Source organism: Prevotella sp. E13-17, from assembly GCF_022024035.1.
Taxonomy (GTDB): domain Bacteria; phylum Bacteroidota; class Bacteroidia; order Bacteroidales; family Bacteroidaceae; genus Prevotella.
The window spans coordinates 3,278,217-3,298,110 of record NZ_CP091787.1 but is presented as its reverse complement, the minus strand read 5'-3'; the positions used below and the strand labels follow the sequence as shown (position 1 = coordinate 3,298,110).

The following is a 19,894-nucleotide window of genomic DNA, read 5'->3' as shown; positions in this document are numbered from 1 at the left end:
AGAAAATAGGCACATTCCTTTCATCTTTCACCACAGATGTGTTAAAGGAAAATGGTCGGTTGTTGTTAATTTTGTAGCCGAATAATGAATCCAATTATATTTAATAACTAAAAACATTTTATCTTTATGAGACACTCTACATTATTTATTGCAAGTTTGCTCGGAGTGGCACTATCTGCACAGGCACAGTCGTTCAAACAGGTAGAGCAAGAAAAAAATCAAGAAAAGTTTATGCCATTACATCGTGGCATCGTGACCTTAGCCGATATTAATGGTGATGGAAAACTTGATGTCGTCTATGGCGGACAGTATCGCCCAGACAATGATAAAGATGGTTCTGGAGACGTGACCTTTAAAACGGATGGAAATGGTGACTACGTGCTTGATGAGAACGAATCAAAAATCGTAGATAGCCACACCAAGTGGGCGGTACAAGGCGATCCAGAAAACCCCAATTCTTGGTTCTCGCTGACATGGGCATGCACGGCCAATATCTTCTTTAATCAGGGAGGTGGCAATTATGCACACGAAGTAGCAAGCTCATGGCATCACTGGGGTGAGGGCTCGCGCACCAGTACAGAGGCCCATGGCCTCTTACCCACGACATGGGGCGGTTATCACTTCTTTGATGCTAATAATGACGGACGTCTGGATGCTTATGTCTATGGCCAGGACGAATGGGGATGGAAATTCTCGGAGTATAGTGGTCAAAAGGTAGGCGATGATGGACAGTTCGTGGCTTTACAGTTGCAAAACGCTGAAGGTATTTTTGAATTGCAGCCTTGTCCTTTCCCGAAAGGATGGAATGAGAATACAAACTCTTTAGGTAATCGTGCGAACTCAAGTATCGCTTTTGGTGATTACGATCACGATGGTTATACGGATGTGCTCATCCAATGCTATCACAAGTGGATGGAGGAAGATGAACAGTGTGGCGAGCGCCTCGTTGGACTCTACCACAACAATGGCGACGGAACCTTCACCCAGATGAATGTTTTCAAGCCCATACCATTTGCCGAAAACAAGAAGCCCGCTGACCTGTTCGAGGCCGACATTGAGAGCAGCGAGATGGTGCCTACGATGAAGGCAAAGCCCATGAGCCACGGTGCCATAGCCTTTGGCGACCTGAACGGCGATGGCTGGCTCGACATCATCTCTACAGGTTGGAGCAACGACGACGAGGCCCTCTCTTTCTATATCTATCAGAATCTGCAGGACGGCACCTTTCAGGAAGTCGATCTCTCGGGCAAGAGCTTCCTGCCCGTTTACGAAAACGAGATTCAGGTGGCAGACATGAATAACGACGGCTGGCTCGATGTCGTGGTCTTCGGCACGCAGAATGGCGAAGGCATGCCCAAGGTAGGCGATGTTTACTTAAACGATGGCGATGGTGAGTTCAACTTCACCCGCAGTTCCGTGGAGCAGGGCAATGGCCTTTATGGAGCAAGTGCTGCGTATGCAAAACTCGTTGATATCAATCACGACGGGCTTGTTGACGTATTTTCACATGGATGGACCGATGTCGAGGATAAAGGTTGGGGTGCTCGCATCCACACACAGAACACTGATGGCACTTTCTCGCTTGATACTGATTTCGGTGATCCCAATACATCTCATTTGACCTTCGGTGATGTCAATGGAGATGGTGCACTTGACGTGATTGGCGACTATTGGTATGATTTTGGTATTTGGGAAAGCCAGTTTACTGATGGCATTGAAAATCCTGAAGCTCCCACAAATGTCAAAGCCGAGCAGAAAGAAAGAGGAAAGCTGACAATCAGCTGGACTGGTGATGACTTGAACACAGGATTTGCCTATAATCTTTATGTTAAGAACAAGGAAACAGGCTGGATTAGTCAGTTGATTCCCGCAGACTTAGAGACCGGTGCTCTGCGTACCTATAATTCTCTTGGTGTAGCTCTTCGTAGCGAAGATCCATCTGCCATGACATACACAATGAGTGTTCCGGATGGTGAGTACGAAGTGGGAGTACAGACACTGAAGAACGATTGGACTACGAGTGCTTTCGCAAAAGCTGAGGTAAGTGTTACTGATGGAATTCAGACCACCAAGTCAACTGATTCAATGGTAACTCGCATTTACGATGCCAATGGTCGTTATATGGGCGCAAATGTGAATAGCCTTGGTCGTGGCGTCTTCATCGTGGAAAAGGATAATCAGAAGACAAAGATCATTAAATAACTTACATTCTTTTTCTCGTATGAGGGCATGTTCAGAATCTTTTAGAACATGCCCTCCATATTTAATCATGCTAACTAAATTACCAATGAATAAACTTTTATTAATCACTTTGACGCTAGTCACATGTCAGATTCGATTAGCCGCATTTAATATCAGTCATGGACGGTGGAACCTCAACTTTGATGAAACATCCAAATTGATGTCTATTTCGTATGATAATAGGCAACTTTTTACGGGCGTTTATGGCTCTGTGGGCTATTATTTTGCCGATGACAACTCTGGCGCATATTGGCCAGAAACGAAAGATGCAGCAGCATGGACGCTGACAAGAACAGATGGCTACTCAGATAGTTTTGGTACGGGAACGAAATATAGTATTCTTTATACGTTTAATTGGCCAAACTATAGTGGCGATGGCTCACAACTGGTGCAGGACTTCGTCTTCTATAATGATGTGGATTACTTTGTCTGTCAGCTAACCGTGGCTAATACAAGTGGACGAGAAATAAAAACGAACTATGTGTTACCTTTGCGCTCCAGTAGCGAAGCAACTTTTATGAATGGTTCCTATAATAGTGAGAATCGTATGCTTTGGATACCATGGGATAATGATGAGTATGTAAAGTACCAATCGCGTGCAATGAATACTACTCACGAAAGTAACTCTGTCATCGCTCTCTTCAATGGAACCACTCGTAAGGGCCTTGTCATGGGAGCAATAGATCATAATCAGTGGAAGAATTGTGCCAAGGTGACAGCAAGTAACAACTATAAAGTGGACTATTTCGAACTTCGTTCTGGCTATACAAGCTTTTTTACCCACGATCAGGGCATGGCACATGGCATGGTGCACGGTCAGTCTGTGAGCTCGGCCCGTTTTATGGTGGGATGGTTTGATGACTGGCGCACTGGCATGGAGACCTATGGCCGGGCCTGTGCACGTGTGGAACCACGGTGGGAGTGGAATGGCGCAAAACCTGTAGGATGGAATTCGTGGGGAGTGTTGCAAACAAACCTACAGTATGAATATCAAGACCATTGTGTACTTAACACCGCCAAGTATATTGCCAATGAGCTGATGCCAAGAGGATTTCATGATGCCAATGGTCAAGTCGTATTTGACCTTGACTCTTGGTGGGATTTCCTTTCTGATAGCGATCGTAATGCTGTCTTTGACTATTGTCGTCAGCATAATATGATTCCAGGGCTTTATTATGGACCGTGGGTTGATTGGATAAGTGAAGGAGATTTGGATAGTAACTTCTATGGTACTTACAAACACAGCGATGTTTGTCTCAAACAAAATGGTAACTATAAGACGCTTGATGGCGCTTATTGTCTTGATCCTACACATCCTGCTGTCATTGCAAAGATGGAAGAACGCCTGCAACAGTTTTATAGTTATGGCATTGGCTATGTAAAGGTTGACTTCCTCTCTCAAGGTGCTATTGAAGCCGATTCCTGGTATGATACAAATGTGCATACAGGTATGGAGGCATATAATCAAGGTATGAACAGGTTCAAGCAGAAGATTCTTGATTTATGGGGCGATGGAGGTCTTTATGTAGATCTTAGTATAGCACCTCTCTTTCCTCATCAGTATGGTCACAGCCGTCGTATCTCTTGTGATGTGTTTCGCAGTATCAGCGATACTCAGTACTGTCTGAATGGTACTTCTTTTGGGTGGTGGTTAGATCAATGTTATTATGCGCAAGATCCAGACCAGCTTGTCATGGTAGATAAGAATGGTGCTTATAGTCCAGCAGAGACACGTGCACGTCTTACATCTGGATTGGTAACTGGCATTTTCCTGATGGGTGACAATTTCAGTGGCACAAACTATGGCAACTCAAATACAACACAAAGCAGAAACTATGCGCAGAACTTTTTAGCTAATAATACGGACTTGATGCATGCAGTGCATACTTGTCGTGCTTTTCATCCTGCTTTTGGTCACTGGGCTGGTGAAAGTGGTGCAGAGAATATCTTTGTTTACGAAACATCGCAGTATGTTTATGTGGCCTGTTTGAATTATAAATCAAGTTCATTCTTTAATTCAAACACCGCCAATTGGAACATTGACGTCTTCTACCATATTGGAATTGATAGAAGTAATGTTGCAGAAATAAAAGAACTCTGGTCTGGAACAATGGTGTCGTTAAACAGTGACGGAAAATTTATCGCTACGGTGCCAGCAAAAGATGCTCGCATCTATCGCATAAAGAAGGTGAATGGCATTGACGATACACCATCATACGTGCTTTCACAGAATAAGGATGTTGTTGATCGCCAGACCGAGATACAAACGGTATCTACAAGAGGGGACTCACAATTTACCGACGTCTATACACTTGACGGACGCCGTTTGACTATTGATGGCAAAAAGCCTCAGCCAGGTATCTATATCGTCAATGGAAAGAAAGTTAAATATTAAACAGAAAGGAGGGAGTGCCTATTTTGACTCTCCCTTTCCGTAATTACCATTTGTACAAATTGTACGTTCGCAAAAACAAGTTGACTTTCTTTCTATGATACTCAGACATAGGTGACAGCCAAAACGAAACACTTTCCGAGTCACATTGGTGAATCGCCAATGTGACTCTATAATACAAATTTAGATAAAATTTTCGAGATTTTAAGCCAGTCGAGATAAACCCCCATGTCGTTTACGCAGAATTTGGGGGATAATGGACAGCATAAGCAACAGGCTACAATCTGGAGGTTTCAAATGACCGAATGAGTATCCTACAAACAACCGAATAAAATCGCCTTAAATCACCGAAAAAACATAAAAAGTTTGGTTAATCAAAAATCGCACTATATTGGGATTGTATGCCAATTATGCAAATTTTTGAGTAAATTGAAGTCTAAAATACTATTTTATTGCGATTTTCGTTCTGTATTTAAAGATTTATCGGTAACTTTGTACCGAAATCGCAATATATTGGATAAATTGCTCACGCTCAGCATTGCTTAAGCAAGCTTAGCACTGTATTCGCTAAATCGCAATTTTGAGATTATGACGCAGCAAGAAATAGGTAATGCCATCAAAGAAAGAAGAAAGAAACTCGGCATCAACCAACAGACGTTGGCTGATTTGGCAAACGTGGCTGTAAATACCGTTGTCGCAATTGAACGAGGCGAGGGTAATCCGCAGTTGACAACCCTGCTGACAATTCTCGACACGTTAGGGCTTCAAATATATATTGACATCAAGCAATTGGACTATGAGACAATGTAAGGTTTACGTTCATGATTCAGAAGCAGGGATACTTCAGGAAATCGATGCCAGGGAATATGTATTCACCTATGATGAGAATTATCATGGTGAACCAGTATGTTTGTCCATGCCTGTACGTACAAAGCCTTATCGCTCAGACCATCTTTTCCCGTATTTCTTTAATATGCTCTCTGAGGGTGCCAACCGTCAGATGCAATCACTGCTGTTACACATCGATGAAAGCGATGATTTTGGCATTATGTTGGCAACAGCCCAGTATGATACAATTGGAGCAGTAACCATAAAACCGATTTAGATATGATAGATCTTAGCGTTTGCCCATCTACCTTGCAGAAAGGCTTTACGACCTATTCTCCATCTGCACGCAAACTACTGTTTGATGGCAAAGAGGTCTCCCCTATATTAGACTTCGATAGTCCAAACAATGATAGTGCTGATAACGAAGCCTATCTGAAGAATGTAGGGCGCATCTCACTTTCTGGAGTACAACCCAAAGCGAGTTTGGTAATCAACGATGACAATAAGCTAGTCAAGCCTGCAGAGAATGAACGTGGAAAATATATTTTGAAGCCAGCACCATCATCATACGCCTTGCTTGACCGCAAGTATTGTCCTGCCAATGAACATCTGACCATGCAGTTGGCTTCTCAGGTCTATCAAATCGAAACGGCAGCCAACTCTATCTGCTTCTTCCGTGACGGTGAAGCAGCTTACCTGTGCCGACGTTTTGATGTGGGTCCTAATGGGCAGAAATTTAGCCAGGAAGATTTTGCCTCTCTTGCGGGACTGACAAACACCAATGGAGGAAGTGATTTCAAGTATAGTAATCTGAGTTATGAGGAATGTGCAGACATCATTCGCAAGTATGTTAAGGCTGCACCTGTAGAAATTCTGAAGTTTTTCCGTATCATTGTGTTCAACTATCTTACCCTCAATGATGATGCACATTTGAAGAACTTCTCGCTTATCAACCGTGGTGACGGAGAATATCATCTTGCTCCAGCATACGACCTCATCAATACAGGTCTGCATTTGAGTATGCCTCGTATCTTTGCCCTTGATAAAGGACTATTCAAGGAAGGCATGAAGTTGACAGACACAAGGACGGTTGAACGCAAGGATTTTGAAGAGTTTGGTCGTCGCATTGGCTTGTCGGAACGATTGGTAAAACGAGAACTGAATTTTTTTGCCGCAGAACATCCGTTAGCAAAAGAACTGATTGACCGTTCTTTTCTTTCAGATTCCTTGAAGCGGAGTTATTGGCTTTCATACAAGTACCGACGTGCGACGTTGGGATTTAAATGAAGCGATTACACTTTTCCAAGGTGTTTTTGCCTCTTTTTGTACACTTCTCCAAGATTCACATAAGAATGGCCGAATGATTACTTGTTATCAGTAATTCATTTGGGCATTTATGCTTTGTACTTATAGGAAAAGCTCTATGTTCACCTCATGTTCACTATGAAAAGAAAAAGCACCTACAAAATCTTTGTAAGTGCTTGATTTTCAGTGTGGACCAGCCAGGGCTTGAACCTGGGACCTCCAGATTATGAGTCTGTTGCTCTAACCAACTGAGCTACAAGTCCAATTACAGCGTGCAAAGGTACGAGTTATTTGTGAAATATCCAAATATTTTGGGTAAAAAGACGTAAATTATTGGAGGTTATCACCTTTTTCACTCGCTTATTAAGCACTTTGAGACTGTCGCCTCGAAGGTACTCCCGCTCGGAAAAACTCAAATATATTTGGTTTTTCACTCGCTTATTCGTACCTTTGCATCATAATGAAAACGATTTTTTATCCTGATCAGTCGCTGAACGATGGGGCTTATGCTGCTACTGTTGGCTTCTTTGATGGTGTACATCAGGGTCACCAGTATCTGATAAATCAGCTGAAAGATGAGGCTTCACGTAGGGGGTTGCGCACGATGGTGGTCACTTTTGAGCGTCATCCGCGTCAAGTGGTGCATGGTGAATGGAAGGCCGAGCTGTTGACGCCGCTACACGAGAAGCTGAAACTGCTGAAGGCTACTGGTATCGACACGGTGGTGGTGCTGCGATTCAACAAGCAGATGGCTGCCTTCTCGGCTTTCGCCTTCATGAGTGAGGTGCTGAACAAAGCACTCCGTGTGAAACTGCTGCTGACGGGCTATGACAACCGCTTTGGACATGACCGCAGCGAGGGCTTCGAAGACTATCTGCACTATGGTCAGACACTCGGGATGGACGTGCTGGCTGCTCAGCCGCTGACCGTCAATGGGCAGACTGTGTGCTCTTCGCTCATCCGCCAGCTGTTGCATGATGGTCGTATCAGCGAGGCCAACAAGTTCTTAGGACGTCCTTACTCGCTTCAGGGTACGGTGGTTCATGGCGAGCAGATTGGTCGCCATTTGGGCTTCCCTACAGCCAACTTGCAGACCGATGATGCTCAGCAGCTGATGCCTGCCAATGGTGTCTATGCCGTGAGATGCTGGTCGCAGCATCCTGGCATGATGAATATTGGCATGCGTCCTACCTTCGACGGACAGCAACGCACGGCCGAGATCCATCTGTTTGACTTCTCTGACGACATCTATGGTCAGCCGCTGACGGTTGACTTTATCGAACGCTTGCGCGATGAGCGGCACTTCGAGAATGCAGAAGCTCTGAAACGTCAGATGCAGGAAGACGCATTACGAACTAAAGAAATATTAAACACATGATGACGACAAACAATTTAGGATGGGTGAAGGCTGTAGGCTATGTCCTGGTATATGTAGTTTTGCAGCTGATCGTCTTATCCATTGCCTCTATTGGCTACAGCCTCTACATAGGCCACGAAGTAGAAGAATTGCCCACGATGGGTATGATGATAGTTATGGCCTTGTCCCCTATAATAGGCATAGCTTTGTTTATGGGGACAGGATGGACCAAGGTGTCGCGCCAATACCTGCAGTCGCGCCCTGTGGGTGTGCTTTTCTGGTGTGCCCTTGCAGCGTTGGGAGCCATCATCCCTTCCATGTTTCTGCAAGAGCTGATGCCGGAATGGCCCGACAGCATACAGAAGTATATTGAGCAAACCGAGATAGCGGCAGCCCGGCTGATGAGTACTACCGGTGGCTATTTCGTGATTTGTCTGTTGGCCCCCGTTGCAGAGGAAGTCGTGTTCCGTGGTGCTGTGCTCCGCACGCTGCTCGCCTGGAAGCCCGAGCGTCGCTGGCTCATGATCACGTTCTCTGCCCTGCTGTTTGCTGCAGCCCATCTGAACCCTGCCCAGTTGCTCCATCCGCTGCTTATCGGTCTGCTGCTTGGCTGGATGTACGAGCGTACGGGCAGTCTGCTGCCTGGCATCATCTATCACTGGGTGAACAACACGGCCGCTTACCTGCTGTTCAGGGCCTATCCCTCGCCCGATATCAAGTTGATAGACATCTTTGGCGGGCAGCCCACCAAAGAACTGTTGGCTGTTGTCTTCTCGCTCTTCATCCTGATGCCCGCCTTGTATCAGCTCTTCCTGCGCATGAAGAAATAAGCAGTCTCATACATATTATCTACAGAAAAAGCCATCCGTCGCTCCCGACTGGATGGCTTTGTTCTTTCAAATATGTGAAACTTCACAGCTTCACCGATTGTTTTAATTTTAATGATTATTTATATAGAGAAAGCATAGAAATGTACTACTCCAAATAGCCTGTGGGCTGCTTCATCAGCGAGTCGTTGGCCAGCGAATCCACCTTCAGGTCGGCCATGGCCGGATCGTTGGCAGAAACGTGATACTGGGCAAAGTCGGACTCATCGACCCATGTGCTGTCCTCTTTGAACGACTGGTCGAGAGCACTTGCAATGGTGATGACCACAGCCACCACAGCGGCAGCTCGGAAGAAAGGACGCATGCGCTCGGCGAGGCTGATGCTACGTGCCTTCACCTGTACGCACTCTTCTGTCATCTGCAGCATGCGTGCGTCGAAGTCGTCGCCCAGAGTCTCTTCTGGCTCCAAGGCAACAAAAAGCTCTCTGTATTGTCGCAGTTCGGCAGGCAGATCCTGCTCGTCCTGCTCGAAGAAAGCTTTCAAAATCTGCTCCTCCTTCAAGGTTGTCTCGGCCTCAAAGTAGCGGTTCAGCAGCTGTTCGATGTACTTATAGTCCATATTGTTCTTCTTGAATGAATTTCTGTTTAATAGTTTGACGGGCGCGGAAGATGTTGATCTTCACCTGCTGTTCGCTGATGTCCATCACGGTGGCTATCTCTTTATAGCTTTTCCCCTCGACGTCTCGCAGCTGCATGCAGGTGCGTTGTTTCTCGGGCAACTGTTCCATCAGCAGTCTGACGCGTTCCACTCTGTTGCGCTGCACCATTTGTTCTTCAGGGTTTGCGCCGTACGAGTTGTCGGGTGCGTCGTGGTTCCCGTCTTCGAGTGAGGTGTTCTGGTTTTCCATCCGCTTTTGGTGGTCGAGTGCCACATTTCTGCATATCGTCAGGCAGAAGGCCTCTATCGACTCTATCTCGTTCCACCGGTCGCGTCGGTTCCAGACTTTTATCATGGTTTCCTGCACCACATCTTCGGCATCAGCCCTGTTGAGAGTGATGCGAAGTGCCAAGCGGAAGAGCTCGTTCTTCAGCGGCAACACGTGGGTGCGAAAACTGATATCTTTCATCCTCTCTATAATATTAAGACGACTGACGAATAGAAAAGTTACGGCAAAGTTACTTTTTTTTTTCGAAAAAGAGACCTATTGCCTTAGTTTTTGCACTTCCAAGAAAAGTAACCCTATCGTTTTCTTAGAGAAAAGTGCCACTTTACACAAGGAAAAGTGCCACTATTCCCATCGAATAGCGGCACTTTTCTTATCGTTTAATACCAGGTATTAATAACCAGCGTTCTGTTTCCAGTTGGTGTTCACATCAAGAGTAGCCTGCGGAATGGGGAATATACGACATTCCTTGTCGAAGCGAGCTGTTGGGAAGCCATGACGGTGGAAACCGTATTCATCCTCGAAATGACCGAAACGAATCATGTCGTTACGACGCCAGTTCTCATCGAACAGCTCACGACCACGCTCATCATAGATATCATCCAAAGTAGGAGTACCATTAAATTGAGGAGCATGAACGTAATCACGAATCTGGTTCAGCAGGCTCTGTGCAGTTTCGCCTTTAGTGGCAGTAGCGCCACGAGTAATAGCCTCAGCCTTCAGCAACAGCATATCAGCCAGACGGAAGATTGGCAAGTCATTAGACTGGTTACGATCGTTGATAAAGTCCTCACGAACTACGAAGTACTTGACTGACTTATAGCCCTGGCTCCAACCCTTAACATCCTTACCAGTATTCAGCGTAGCGCAATCAACAGGATAGATTGAAGGATCTGCAATACCATCAGCCCACTCAATATAGTGTGCGTTGCTCTCAGCATCAGTATACTTTAGGCGGATAGTCTTGTCGAGCGTAACCTCCTCACCATTATATTTATAAGGTGTAGTGGTCTTAGCGAAAGTCGTAGGATCAAACATATAGATCTTGCCTGCAAGGATATTCTCCTGACGATCGTCAGTAGGCAGAGCCATCAGCAGATCAGCGAACTCAGGTGTAATAGAGAAGTTACCACCAGTAGATTTGCCGATATCGGTACCGAAGTAACCAGGTCCGCCCTGACCGTCATTACGTCCCTGACGCCAAATGCGTGGACGAGCGTACTGGAAACCTTGAGCTGTGATGGCATCGTAAGGCATTGCATAGATAAAGTCCTTAATCTGAGCGCCATTGTTAGGCCAGAACTTTGAACGATAGCCATCCGAGCCTTCTGAGATACTGAATTTACCACTTGCAACGATATCGTCAACCAGAGCAACTACATCATCCAAGTGTTCGTTGCTATAAGCAGCAGCGTCATACTTTGTCACATCCTCGGCAGTATAGACAGGCCAGTTGATATACAACTTAGCCAATAGAGCCTCTGCAACATACTTCGTGGGCTTGCCATAGGTAGACAGATCAACATTTGTCGGCAACAAAGGAATGATTGTCTTCAACTCACTCTCAATCCATTTAGTCACATCTGCGCGAGGAGCACGATCCACTTGTTCGCCCTCAGCAAAAACACGGTCCAGGATTGGAGAATCACCAAAGCAATCTACCAGAATCCAAGTAAAGTAAGCGCGCATGAAACGTGCCGAAGCAGTGGCGTTATTCTCTTCACCACCCATGCTCAAGATAACCTTGTTGGCATCTACTATAGCACCAGTCACATTTTTATACCAGTCAAAACATGCGCTGGTAGCGGTGAAGTTGTGCAGTGAATTCTGAGCATAGATACCATCATCAGAATAGTCACCATCAAAGGAAATACCAATCCACTCATCGCTTGACAGCGCTTGAGCTTCCATATATCGACGACCCAATGTGCCAAGCAGTTCGTAGTACACACTGGCCATCTGAGCCTCAACTGCCTCCTCAGTGTCGGGATAGGCTGTAAACTGAGCCTCAGGAGTGACATCCAAGTCACTACAGCTGGTCAAAACCGAGCTTGTTGCACAGCAAACGGAACCAGCAAGGAGGAAATATTTTATGCTATTCTTAGTCATAATCGTAATTTTTAGAAGTTAATCTTAGCACCAAACATGAATGAGCGAGTGTGAGGATAGAAGGTCTCACGATAATCGATACCAGGAGTCAGACCACCAAGGTTGACTTCGGGGTCGATACCATCGTAACCAGTAATGGTCAACAGGTTGTTGCAGGTAGCATAGAGCTGTACGCTCTGTGCCCAACCATCAAGGTTCTTGAAAGTGTAGCCCAGTGAGAGGCTTGACAAACGCAGATAGCTACCATTCTCCAGATACTTGTCGCTGGGAATATGAGCATTAGCATCAGCCTTCCAAACAGGATCATTAATAACTTCAGAAAGAACGTTCTTACCACCAGCAAGGTGTCCCTGGAAGCTATAGTGTGCCTTTGTAGCATTCAAGATCTTGTTACCAATCACACCCTGGAAGAAGGCTGTGAGGTTCCAGTTCTTATAGTTCAGTGTATTGTTCCAACCATAAACCAACTTTGGCTGAGCGCAGCCAACCTTGGTCTTATCCTCATACTTAGGATTAGAGGTTACCCAGTTACCATTGGCATCCTGATAGGTATCAGCCTGTATGTTGCCAGAAGCATCCTGATGCTTTGTAATGTCATGAACAAAGAATACAGAGTTACCGTTGGCGTCATAGCCTGCATGCTGATAGGTCCAGAATGTACCGAGAGGCTCACCCTCCATGATACGCTGTGTATTAGCATTTGAAGAGATACCACCGATGTTGGGGTTACCCTCGTCAACATAATCTACAGAATACAGAGCGTTTGACAGCTTGTCAACGGTATTCTTGTTGTGTGACAGGTTAATCGTGGTCTGCCACTGGAAGTCCTTCGTCTTCACAGGAGTAGCATTCAAGTTCAACTCAATACCCTTGTTACTAATGTCACCTACGTTAGCACGAATCCAATCCAAAGGATAAATATTGGTAGAAACAGCGTAGTTCCAAATCAGGTCAGAAGTCTTCTTGTTATAGTATTCAATGCTACCGTTGATGCGGCCACCCAGGAATGCGAAGTCGATACCTACGTTGAACATAGCAGTACGCTCCCACTTCAATTTGGGGTTACCGTTGTTCTGTGCAGAGATGCCATACATGGTCTTAGAAGTTCCATCAGGCAGGATGTACTCAAACGATCTGCCATTCAGACCAAAGGTTGTGATAGCGTCATAAGCGCCAAAGCCCATAGCATTACCGCTGACACCATAACCCAGACGAAGCTTCAACTGGTCGAAGATATTCTGATCCTTCATGAACTTCTCCTCTGTGATATTCCATGCTGCAGATACTGAGGGGAAGGTACCCCACTTATGGTCAGCACCGAATACAGAAGAACCGTCACGACGGATTGTAGCCTGCAACATATAGCGGCTGTTGAACGAGTAGTTCACACGACCATAGAAAGAGATGTTACGAATCTGCGACTTCGAAGAACCGGTTACATCGTTGATACCATTGATATTGTTAGCATAGCGCAAGTTCCAGAAACTAGTCTCATCGTTATAGAAGTTATTAACGGTAACACCAAAGCCATCACCATCCTCACGCTCTTCCCAAGAATAACCAGCCATCAAGCCAAGCTTGTGAATATCGTTGAAGGTTACATCGTAGTTACCATAGGTCTCGAAGGTCTGGTTGTGACGCAGATAAGTATCGCGATGGGCACGACCATCAAAGCCCTTGTTCATCTGAGTCTGATGAGACTCATACCAGCTATAGGTGTTCTGACCACTGTCGTAAGAATAGTTTGCATGCCATACCAATCCGTCGATAATCTTCAGCGAACCTTTGGCAATGTATTGCAGACGGCGCCATTCATTCTGATTGCTATCCTCATAGATCATTGACAGGGGGTTATAGTTGGCAGAACCAATATAGCTCTCATACCATGTGCCATCAGCATTGCGAACGGGGTTGGTAGGAGAATAATAGTTCATGGCATCAAGCACACTCATACCAGCATCGCCACCAGTAGAAACGCGCATAGGCACACCCTTGAACTTACCCTGCATAGCATTCACGCCCAAAGAAATCTCCAAACGATCCTTCAGCAGGCTACTGGTCAACAACGTACGAGCATTCACACGGTTCATACCTGTGCCGAGAACCACACCCTGACGATTCATGTAGTTGACAGAGGCCATATACTTGGTCTTCTGGTTTCCACCACTGATACTTACGTTATGATTATGGCTTACACCTGTGCGCAGCACCTCGTCCTGCCAGTCGGTATCACCACCGCCATCCTGTGCAGGTGTCAGCAGACCGCTGTTACGCAGTTCGGTTGCAGAAGCCATATCAAGAGTCTTCAGTACCTTATCCAAAGCTACATAAGCATTGTATGTGATATTTGTCTTACCCTCTCTTCCGCTCTTCGTGGTGATGATGATCACACCATTGGCAGCCTTAGAACCATAGATAGCTGTTGCAGAAGCATCGCGCAGCACGTCGATACTCTCAATATCATCGGGAGCTACCATCGAGATGTCAACACCGGGGATACCGTCGATGACGTAGTAGGGCTGCATGGCAGCACCCTCACGCAGTGACGAGGCACCGCGCAATGTGATTGAAGGAGTGCCATTGGGGTCACCGCTAGATGTGACGGTCAGACCTGCCACCTTACCCTGCAGCATCTGTGCGGGATCGGTGAACACACCCTGGTTCAGGTCTTTGGCCTGCACGGTGGTGATCGACGAGGTCACGTCCTTGCGGCGCATGGTGCCATAACCGACAACCACCACTTCGTTCAACAGCTTGTTGTCCTCCTCCAGTTTAACAGTCATGCCGTTGCGTGCTGCAACCGTCTTCTTGGTGTAACCGATGTAGGTTATGTCCAAGCGTGCGCCCTGTTTCACAGAGATCGCAAACTTACCATCAGCGTCGGTCACCGTACCATTGGTGGTACCTGTTTCCACAACGCTTACGCCGATAAGAGGTTCGCCCTTACCATCCTGTACAGTACCGGTGATGCGCTGCTGTGCCCAAGCGACGGTGCTGACCATCATTAGCAAAGCAAGCATCAGCACACGGCTGAATGTTTTTTGTACGTTTTGCATAAAGTTAGTTTTTTAGGGTTAGTGAAAAAATTATTTGTTAATAAAAGCATTCTCTGTCATCACGGGGCAGTCTGTTGCCCATTCTGCCTCATCTACTGCGATGAAGCCTTCGCCCTTGCAGGGGCGCTTGTCTATCAGGAGTGATGCGTCTTTTTCAGTGCGGTGGATGCGCACGTTGTTGAAATAGACGTCGGTCACTTTCCCTTCTGTGTCACCACCCACGAAGCAGACGTTGGGGCTGGTGGCGGTGATGTTGTTGAAGTAGATGCGGCTCACAGCACCACAGCGCCCTTCAGTTTCGCCCTTAGGGAAGCGCCAGTTCTGGTCCTTGTGGTTGCCGTTGGCACGCGGATAGCTGGTCACGTAGATAGGCTCAGCCTTGCCCCACCACACGTCGCTCCACAGTTGCAGGTCCATCTGAATGTTCGAGAAGCTGACGTCGCTCACCGTACCCTCGTCGCGGTTCTGGATGCCCAGTCCGCGGTTAGAGCCCGTGATGATGCAGTTCGTGAACAAGACGTTGTAGATGGAATCTACATTCTCGCTACCTATCTTTATCGCGCATGAGCGCGAGGCCATCACACAGTTGCTCACCACGATGTCGTGGCAGGCGCCATACGCGTCAAACTCCCTGCGGTTTTTCAGGCAGATGCAGTCGTCGCCGCTGGTGATGTGGCAGTTTGAGATGCGCACATGGCGCGAGTGGTCCAGGTCGATGCCGTCGCCATTGCGAATCTTCAGGTTGTTCAGCAGGTTGATGCCATCGATCACGGCACCGTCGCAGCCGATAAGATGCACCGTCCAGTAGGCGCCTTCCTTGATGGTCACATCGCGAATGGTCAGATTCTTAACGTCGGTCAGCGTCAGCACGTGTGGGCGCGGGTCGAAAGTCTGATTGGCCAGAGGTTTCAACTCGTAGCTGTCGGCCAGTTCGGCACCCATAAAGCGGATGCCGTTGCCATGAATAGTGCCCTTGCCGCAGATGCTGATATTCTCGGCATGTTCGGCCCAGAGCCACAGCATACCCTCGCCCCGGTTCTCGCCGAAGGCACTCAGGTGATAGATAGATTCATCGGGATTGGCTATCAGCATGGCGGTAGCCTCGAGATATAGTTCCACGTTTGACTTGAGCTGCACGGGTCCAGCCATAAACGTATGTCCGCGGCGCAGCAACACGCGTCCGCCACCATCGGCAGCGCATCGGTCTATGGTTTTCTGTAGTGCGACAGCGTCGTCTGTCAATCCATCTCCCTTTGCTCCAAAAAGCAGAGGGTCGTATGTCTCTTGTGCAGACATGACCAAGGTCATGAGTAGCAAAAGTAGTATGCTATGTGTTCTCATAAATACCATCATTAAGATGGAGTAATAGTTGATGTAGTTTTTAGTTTGGGGCAAAGATACACTTTTTATTTAAAATGACAAAACAATTGCAAATTTTTTCGATTTTTTTCGTACCTTTGTCGCAATAAAGACTAAAACTATCAAATAAAATGAGGAAATTATTTATCCTGTTAGCAGCCGTCATGCTGGTCATACCTATGGCGGCACGCGAGAAGAAGAGGCTTCCCGTCAGCGACCGCGAGTACTGGTGTCTTCAGGCCCAGAGAATGGCAGAGCCCGTGCTGAAGAACATGGCCGAAGGCACATTGCAGAAGAACATGCAGACGGAGTTCTCGCCATCGTTCGACAATCGCAACCGCAAGGTGGTGTATATGGAGACCTTTGGCCGTCTGATGGCAGGCATCGCCCCCTGGCTGGCACTGCCCGACGACAGCACTCGCGAGAGCCAACAGCGCCAGCAGTTGCGCAAGTGGGCGCTGGCTTCGTATAAAAACAGCGTGGACCCCAAGTCGCCCGACTATCTGTGCTGGGGCGTGTCGGGACAGAACCTGGTGGATGCCGCCTACATCGCCGAGTCGTTCATCCGTGCCTACGATGCGCTGTGGGTGCCACTGGACCAGGTGACCAAAGACCGCTACATCAGCGAGTTCAAGAAGTTGCGCAAGATAGAACCGCCCTATACCAACTGGTTTCTCTTCTCCAGCATCATTGAGAGTTTTATTGCCAAGGCTGCCGGACTGAGCGAATACGACGACTACCGCGTGATGACCACCATCCGCAAGGTGGAGGAATGGTATGTAGGCGACGGCTGGTATGCCGACGGACCTGTGTTTGCCTTCGACTACTACTCCAGCTACGTGTTCCATGCCATGTACCTGGAGACGCTGCAGAACATGATCGATGCCAAGGCCAACACGCGTCTGGAGTATCAGAAATACTACGACCGCGCCCTGAAACGTGCTCAGAAGTTCAGCATCATCCTGGAACGTTTCATCTCGCCCGAAGGCACCTTCCCCGTCATTGGCCGCTCTACGCCCTACCGCATGGCTGCCATGCAACCGCTGGCGCTGATGGCGTGGTATCAGAAGTTGCCTAAGGAACTGAGCAACGGACAGGTACGTGCTGCCCTGACGCAGGTGATGCACCGCATGTACGACCACCAGAATAACTATAACGAGGGTGGTTTCCTCACCATCGGTTTCTGCGGTCATCAGCCCGAGACGGCCGACTGGTACACCAACAACGGCTCGCTCTACATGACGTCGCTCTCGCTGATGCCGCTCGGTCTGCCTGCCGACCACGACTTCTGGACGGCTGAGGCCGAGCCGTGGACACAGGTGAAGGCCTGGAACGGCCAAGCCTTCCCCAAAGACCACCGCTGGGCTGACGACATCACCACTAAGGACCGCTGGTGATGCTGGAACTTGCGTCTAAGCTTTTAACTAGTAACTTTTTAATACTTTTAGCGCCGATATTCCACACAAATATCGGCGCTGTCAGTTTGGCTCACCAACTAAAACAATATGAGATGTCGTATTTATATTATTTTAGAAACTTTGATTGTTGTACCACTTCACCATCTTTAAGTACTTTGACAAAATAGATATCTGAGGGGAGCGCATTGATATTCAGTGTATATTGTTGGAATTCAGTAATTTCTTTACGCAGCAAATGCGTCTTGTTCCATAGCTGAATCTCATAACGACCTGGATCTTGCATTGTTATATTAATCGTTCTCCCATCGCCTGTGCCAGTGACTACGGAATTGCCATCTTTGACTCTACCAGCCTTAGACGATACACTTCCCCACCCGCAAACATTCTTTGCACGTACAGAGAGCTGCACTTCTGTACCAGTTCCTCCAGTCCTAAACATAACGCTAGAACCCGTACTTGAGCCAATAATAGTACCACCCTGCAATGTCCACTGGTATTGATTAACTTCCTGTTCACAAGATTGGGTTGCACTAACACTATAAATAGAATTAGGATTAAGCTTGCTTGGCCAATACAGTATTTGGGGGGACGAAGGGACACCTGCCCAAACCATCAGCGTATCACTAATTATTGACGACTCCATCTGTATCTGCGCGACAATTCCACATTCTCCATTTCCTAGCTTCAGGAATTCTGCGATCTCACTGCCTTGCCCCGTTACGAGTTGTAAATTTGTGTTTGTTGTACTCCAATGAATTACTGCGTAATCAGGAACATTCTCTACACTATATTCTTCGGTATTACATATGACAACAGGTCCTGTTACCTTTATATCCGAATACAATGTCTTAATTGCTATTATATCGTCCATAGATAAGCCCCTATGAACTCCAATATAATATGGATACATAATAGCATCAGGACATGTTGAATGCTCCAATCCTAATACGTGGCCTATTTCATGAATTGCGACAGTTTCCAAATCTATCCCTGTACCATTTACAGACCAATTCTCATCATCATCAAAATGAAGATGGCCAGAATAAAAACCGCCAGCAGGTGGAGGAAAGAATCCATGAGCTAAAACATTTCCTTGGCCATCGAATGGAGAATTATCACCATGATCTCTAGTCGCCCACTTTACAACAATATCCGCTTGGGAAGCCGTATATACTTGAGTAAATGTTAAAGCACATTGTGACTGCCATATCTGAAATGCATTTTGAATTGCAGACACACGTTCTTGAAGAGTGAGATGATTAGACGAGTTGTAAATATAATAACACAGGTTCGTTTTCTTCCATTTTACTCCTCGCAATGAGTATGTGCTAACTTCTGGACTCAATTCTATAATAGGACCATCATCAATCTTTATTTGTGCACTGGAATTAGAGCAAAAAAGAAGAACTAATAAGAACACCAAATATATTCTTTCCTTCATATCTATAGTTTCTTTTGAATACTAGTTAGTTTAATGTTATATTCTTTTAGACCTCCAACTGTACCACTATTAGGGGTTGGAGACAACACAAAACCCGAGAATACGACTTCAAGATTATTTTCTTCATACTGAGATGCCATCTTAACTGGATAATAGTTAATCACCTCATCAATGGTTCCTTCCGTGTAACAAGATATATACCATTTTTGCAAAGACTCATTATATTTAGTTACTCCAGAAAGATCTGAAACCAATTCTCCTGTTTCATCTTCATCATTACTACTGCAACTGTAAAATAGGCTTACAGTAAATAGTAAACTTAATACAAATAATAAATGTTTCATTGTTTTTTTTGATGTTAAAATGGTTAATATTTATGATTTTATATTGCAAAGATATATAATAAGTTTTATTACGCCAAAGAAATCACAAAAAAACACAAAAAAAACCACAAAAGAAAACAACGATGCAATCATCTGCAAAGTTGAAGAATGGTAGTTGGGCGACGACACAGGTGAAGGCCTGGAACGGCCAAGCCTTCCCCAAAGACCACCGCTGGGCTGACGACATCACCACTAAAGACCGCTGGTAGTTCTTGAATAAAGACCTTATAGCGC

The 19,894-nt window shown here is 46.3% G+C and carries 16 protein-coding genes and 1 tRNA gene; 9 read left to right on the top strand and 8 right to left on the bottom strand.

Going from position 1 to position 19,894, the window contains the following annotated elements:
• Positions 1 to 126 precede the first annotated feature (126 nt).
• The 5 genes from L6472_RS13060 (at position 127) to L6472_RS13040 (ending at position 6,748) form a co-directional block, all read left to right on the top strand.
• Positions 127 to 2,202 carry a VCBS repeat-containing protein gene (locus L6472_RS13060; RefSeq protein ID WP_237805810.1) on the top strand — a complete coding sequence of 692 codons (2,076 nt, stop codon included), beginning with the start codon at positions 127 to 129 and terminating at the stop codon, positions 2,200 to 2,202.
• 199 nt (positions 2,203 to 2,401) lie between these two features.
• The gene (locus L6472_RS13055) at positions 2,402 to 4,636 is read left to right on the top strand and encodes an alpha-galactosidase (protein ID WP_237805808.1); all 2,235 of its coding nucleotides are present in this window, start codon (positions 2,402 to 2,404) and stop codon (positions 4,634 to 4,636) included.
• A 585-nt stretch (positions 4,637 to 5,221) separates the two neighbouring features.
• Entirely contained in the window at positions 5,222 to 5,443 is a 222-nt protein-coding gene (locus tag L6472_RS13050; protein ID WP_237805806.1) for a helix-turn-helix transcriptional regulator, read from the top strand.
• On the top strand, positions 5,430 to 5,738 hold the full coding sequence (locus L6472_RS13045) for a HipA N-terminal domain-containing protein (protein ID WP_237805804.1): 309 nt from the start codon (positions 5,430 to 5,432) through the stop codon (positions 5,736 to 5,738). Before L6472_RS13050 ends, L6472_RS13045 begins: the two co-directional genes overlap by 14 nt.
• Positions 5,739 to 5,740: 2 nt before the next feature.
• Positions 5,741 to 6,748 carry a type II toxin-antitoxin system HipA family toxin gene (locus L6472_RS13040; RefSeq protein WP_237805801.1) on the top strand — a complete coding sequence of 336 codons (1,008 nt, stop codon included), beginning with the start codon at positions 5,741 to 5,743 and terminating at the stop codon, positions 6,746 to 6,748.
• Between the two features lie 207 nt (positions 6,749 to 6,955).
• Here L6472_RS13040 and L6472_RS13035 read toward each other — a convergent pair.
• Positions 6,956 to 7,029 (bottom strand) — tRNA-Ile (locus L6472_RS13035).
• Between the two features lie 197 nt (positions 7,030 to 7,226).
• Between L6472_RS13035 and L6472_RS13030 the strand changes: the two genes are divergently transcribed.
• The gene (locus tag L6472_RS13030; protein WP_237805799.1) at positions 7,227 to 8,144 is read left to right on the top strand and encodes a bifunctional riboflavin kinase/FAD synthetase; all 918 of its coding nucleotides are present in this window, start codon (positions 7,227 to 7,229) and stop codon (positions 8,142 to 8,144) included.
• The gene (locus L6472_RS13025) at positions 8,141 to 8,953 is read left to right on the top strand and encodes a CPBP family intramembrane glutamic endopeptidase (RefSeq protein WP_237805797.1); all 813 of its coding nucleotides are present in this window, start codon (positions 8,141 to 8,143) and stop codon (positions 8,951 to 8,953) included. The genes L6472_RS13030 and L6472_RS13025 overlap by 4 nt, the downstream gene beginning before the upstream one ends.
• Before the next feature lie 145 nt (positions 8,954 to 9,098).
• Here L6472_RS13025 and L6472_RS13020 read toward each other — a convergent pair whose 3' ends face one another.
• The 5 genes from L6472_RS13020 to L6472_RS13000 form a co-directional block, all read right to left on the bottom strand.
• Positions 9,099 to 9,569 (bottom strand): pyruvate ferredoxin oxidoreductase, encoded by a 471-nt coding sequence (locus tag L6472_RS13020; protein ID WP_237805796.1) that lies wholly within the window; start codon positions 9,567 to 9,569, stop codon positions 9,099 to 9,101.
• Entirely contained in the window at positions 9,559 to 10,077 is a 519-nt protein-coding gene (locus L6472_RS13015) for an RNA polymerase sigma factor (RefSeq protein ID WP_237805794.1), read from the bottom strand. Before L6472_RS13015 ends, L6472_RS13020 begins: the two co-directional genes overlap by 11 nt.
• 210 nt (positions 10,078 to 10,287) lie before the next feature.
• On the bottom strand, positions 10,288 to 12,003 hold the full coding sequence (locus tag L6472_RS13010) for a RagB/SusD family nutrient uptake outer membrane protein (protein ID WP_237805792.1): 1,716 nt from the start codon (positions 12,001 to 12,003) through the stop codon (positions 10,288 to 10,290).
• Between the two features lie 11 nt (positions 12,004 to 12,014).
• Positions 12,015 to 15,059: a TonB-dependent receptor gene (locus L6472_RS13005; protein ID WP_237805790.1), complete on the bottom strand. Its 3,045-nt coding sequence runs from the start codon at positions 15,057 to 15,059 to the stop codon at positions 12,015 to 12,017.
• A gap of 30 nt (positions 15,060 to 15,089) precedes the next feature.
• Positions 15,090 to 16,400 carry a glycoside hydrolase family 28 protein gene (locus L6472_RS13000; protein ID WP_237805788.1) on the bottom strand — a complete coding sequence of 437 codons (1,311 nt, stop codon included), beginning with the start codon at positions 16,398 to 16,400 and terminating at the stop codon, positions 15,090 to 15,092.
• 182 nt (positions 16,401 to 16,582) lie between these two features.
• Between L6472_RS13000 and L6472_RS12995 the strand changes: the two genes are divergently transcribed.
• Positions 16,583 to 17,815 carry a DUF2264 domain-containing protein gene (locus tag L6472_RS12995; RefSeq protein ID WP_370640917.1) on the top strand — a complete coding sequence of 411 codons (1,233 nt, stop codon included), beginning with the start codon at positions 16,583 to 16,585 and terminating at the stop codon, positions 17,813 to 17,815.
• A gap of 127 nt (positions 17,816 to 17,942) precedes the next feature.
• On the opposite strand, the gene L6472_RS12990 is transcribed toward L6472_RS12995, so the two are convergent.
• Both L6472_RS12990 and L6472_RS12985 read right to left on the bottom strand, forming a co-directional pair.
• The gene (locus L6472_RS12990; protein ID WP_237805784.1) at positions 17,943 to 19,277 is read right to left on the bottom strand and encodes a matrixin family metalloprotease; all 1,335 of its coding nucleotides are present in this window, start codon (positions 19,275 to 19,277) and stop codon (positions 17,943 to 17,945) included.
• A gap of 2 nt (positions 19,278 to 19,279) precedes the next feature.
• Positions 19,280 to 19,621: a hypothetical protein gene (locus L6472_RS12985; protein WP_237805782.1), complete on the bottom strand. Its 342-nt coding sequence runs from the start codon at positions 19,619 to 19,621 to the stop codon at positions 19,280 to 19,282.
• Positions 19,622 to 19,743: 122 nt separating this feature from the next.
• On the opposite strand from L6472_RS12985, the gene L6472_RS13590 reads away from it, so the two are divergent.
• On the top strand, positions 19,744 to 19,869 hold the full coding sequence (locus tag L6472_RS13590; RefSeq protein WP_255777048.1) for a hypothetical protein: 126 nt from the start codon (positions 19,744 to 19,746) through the stop codon (positions 19,867 to 19,869).
• The last annotated feature ends 25 nt before the right edge of the window (positions 19,870 to 19,894 follow it).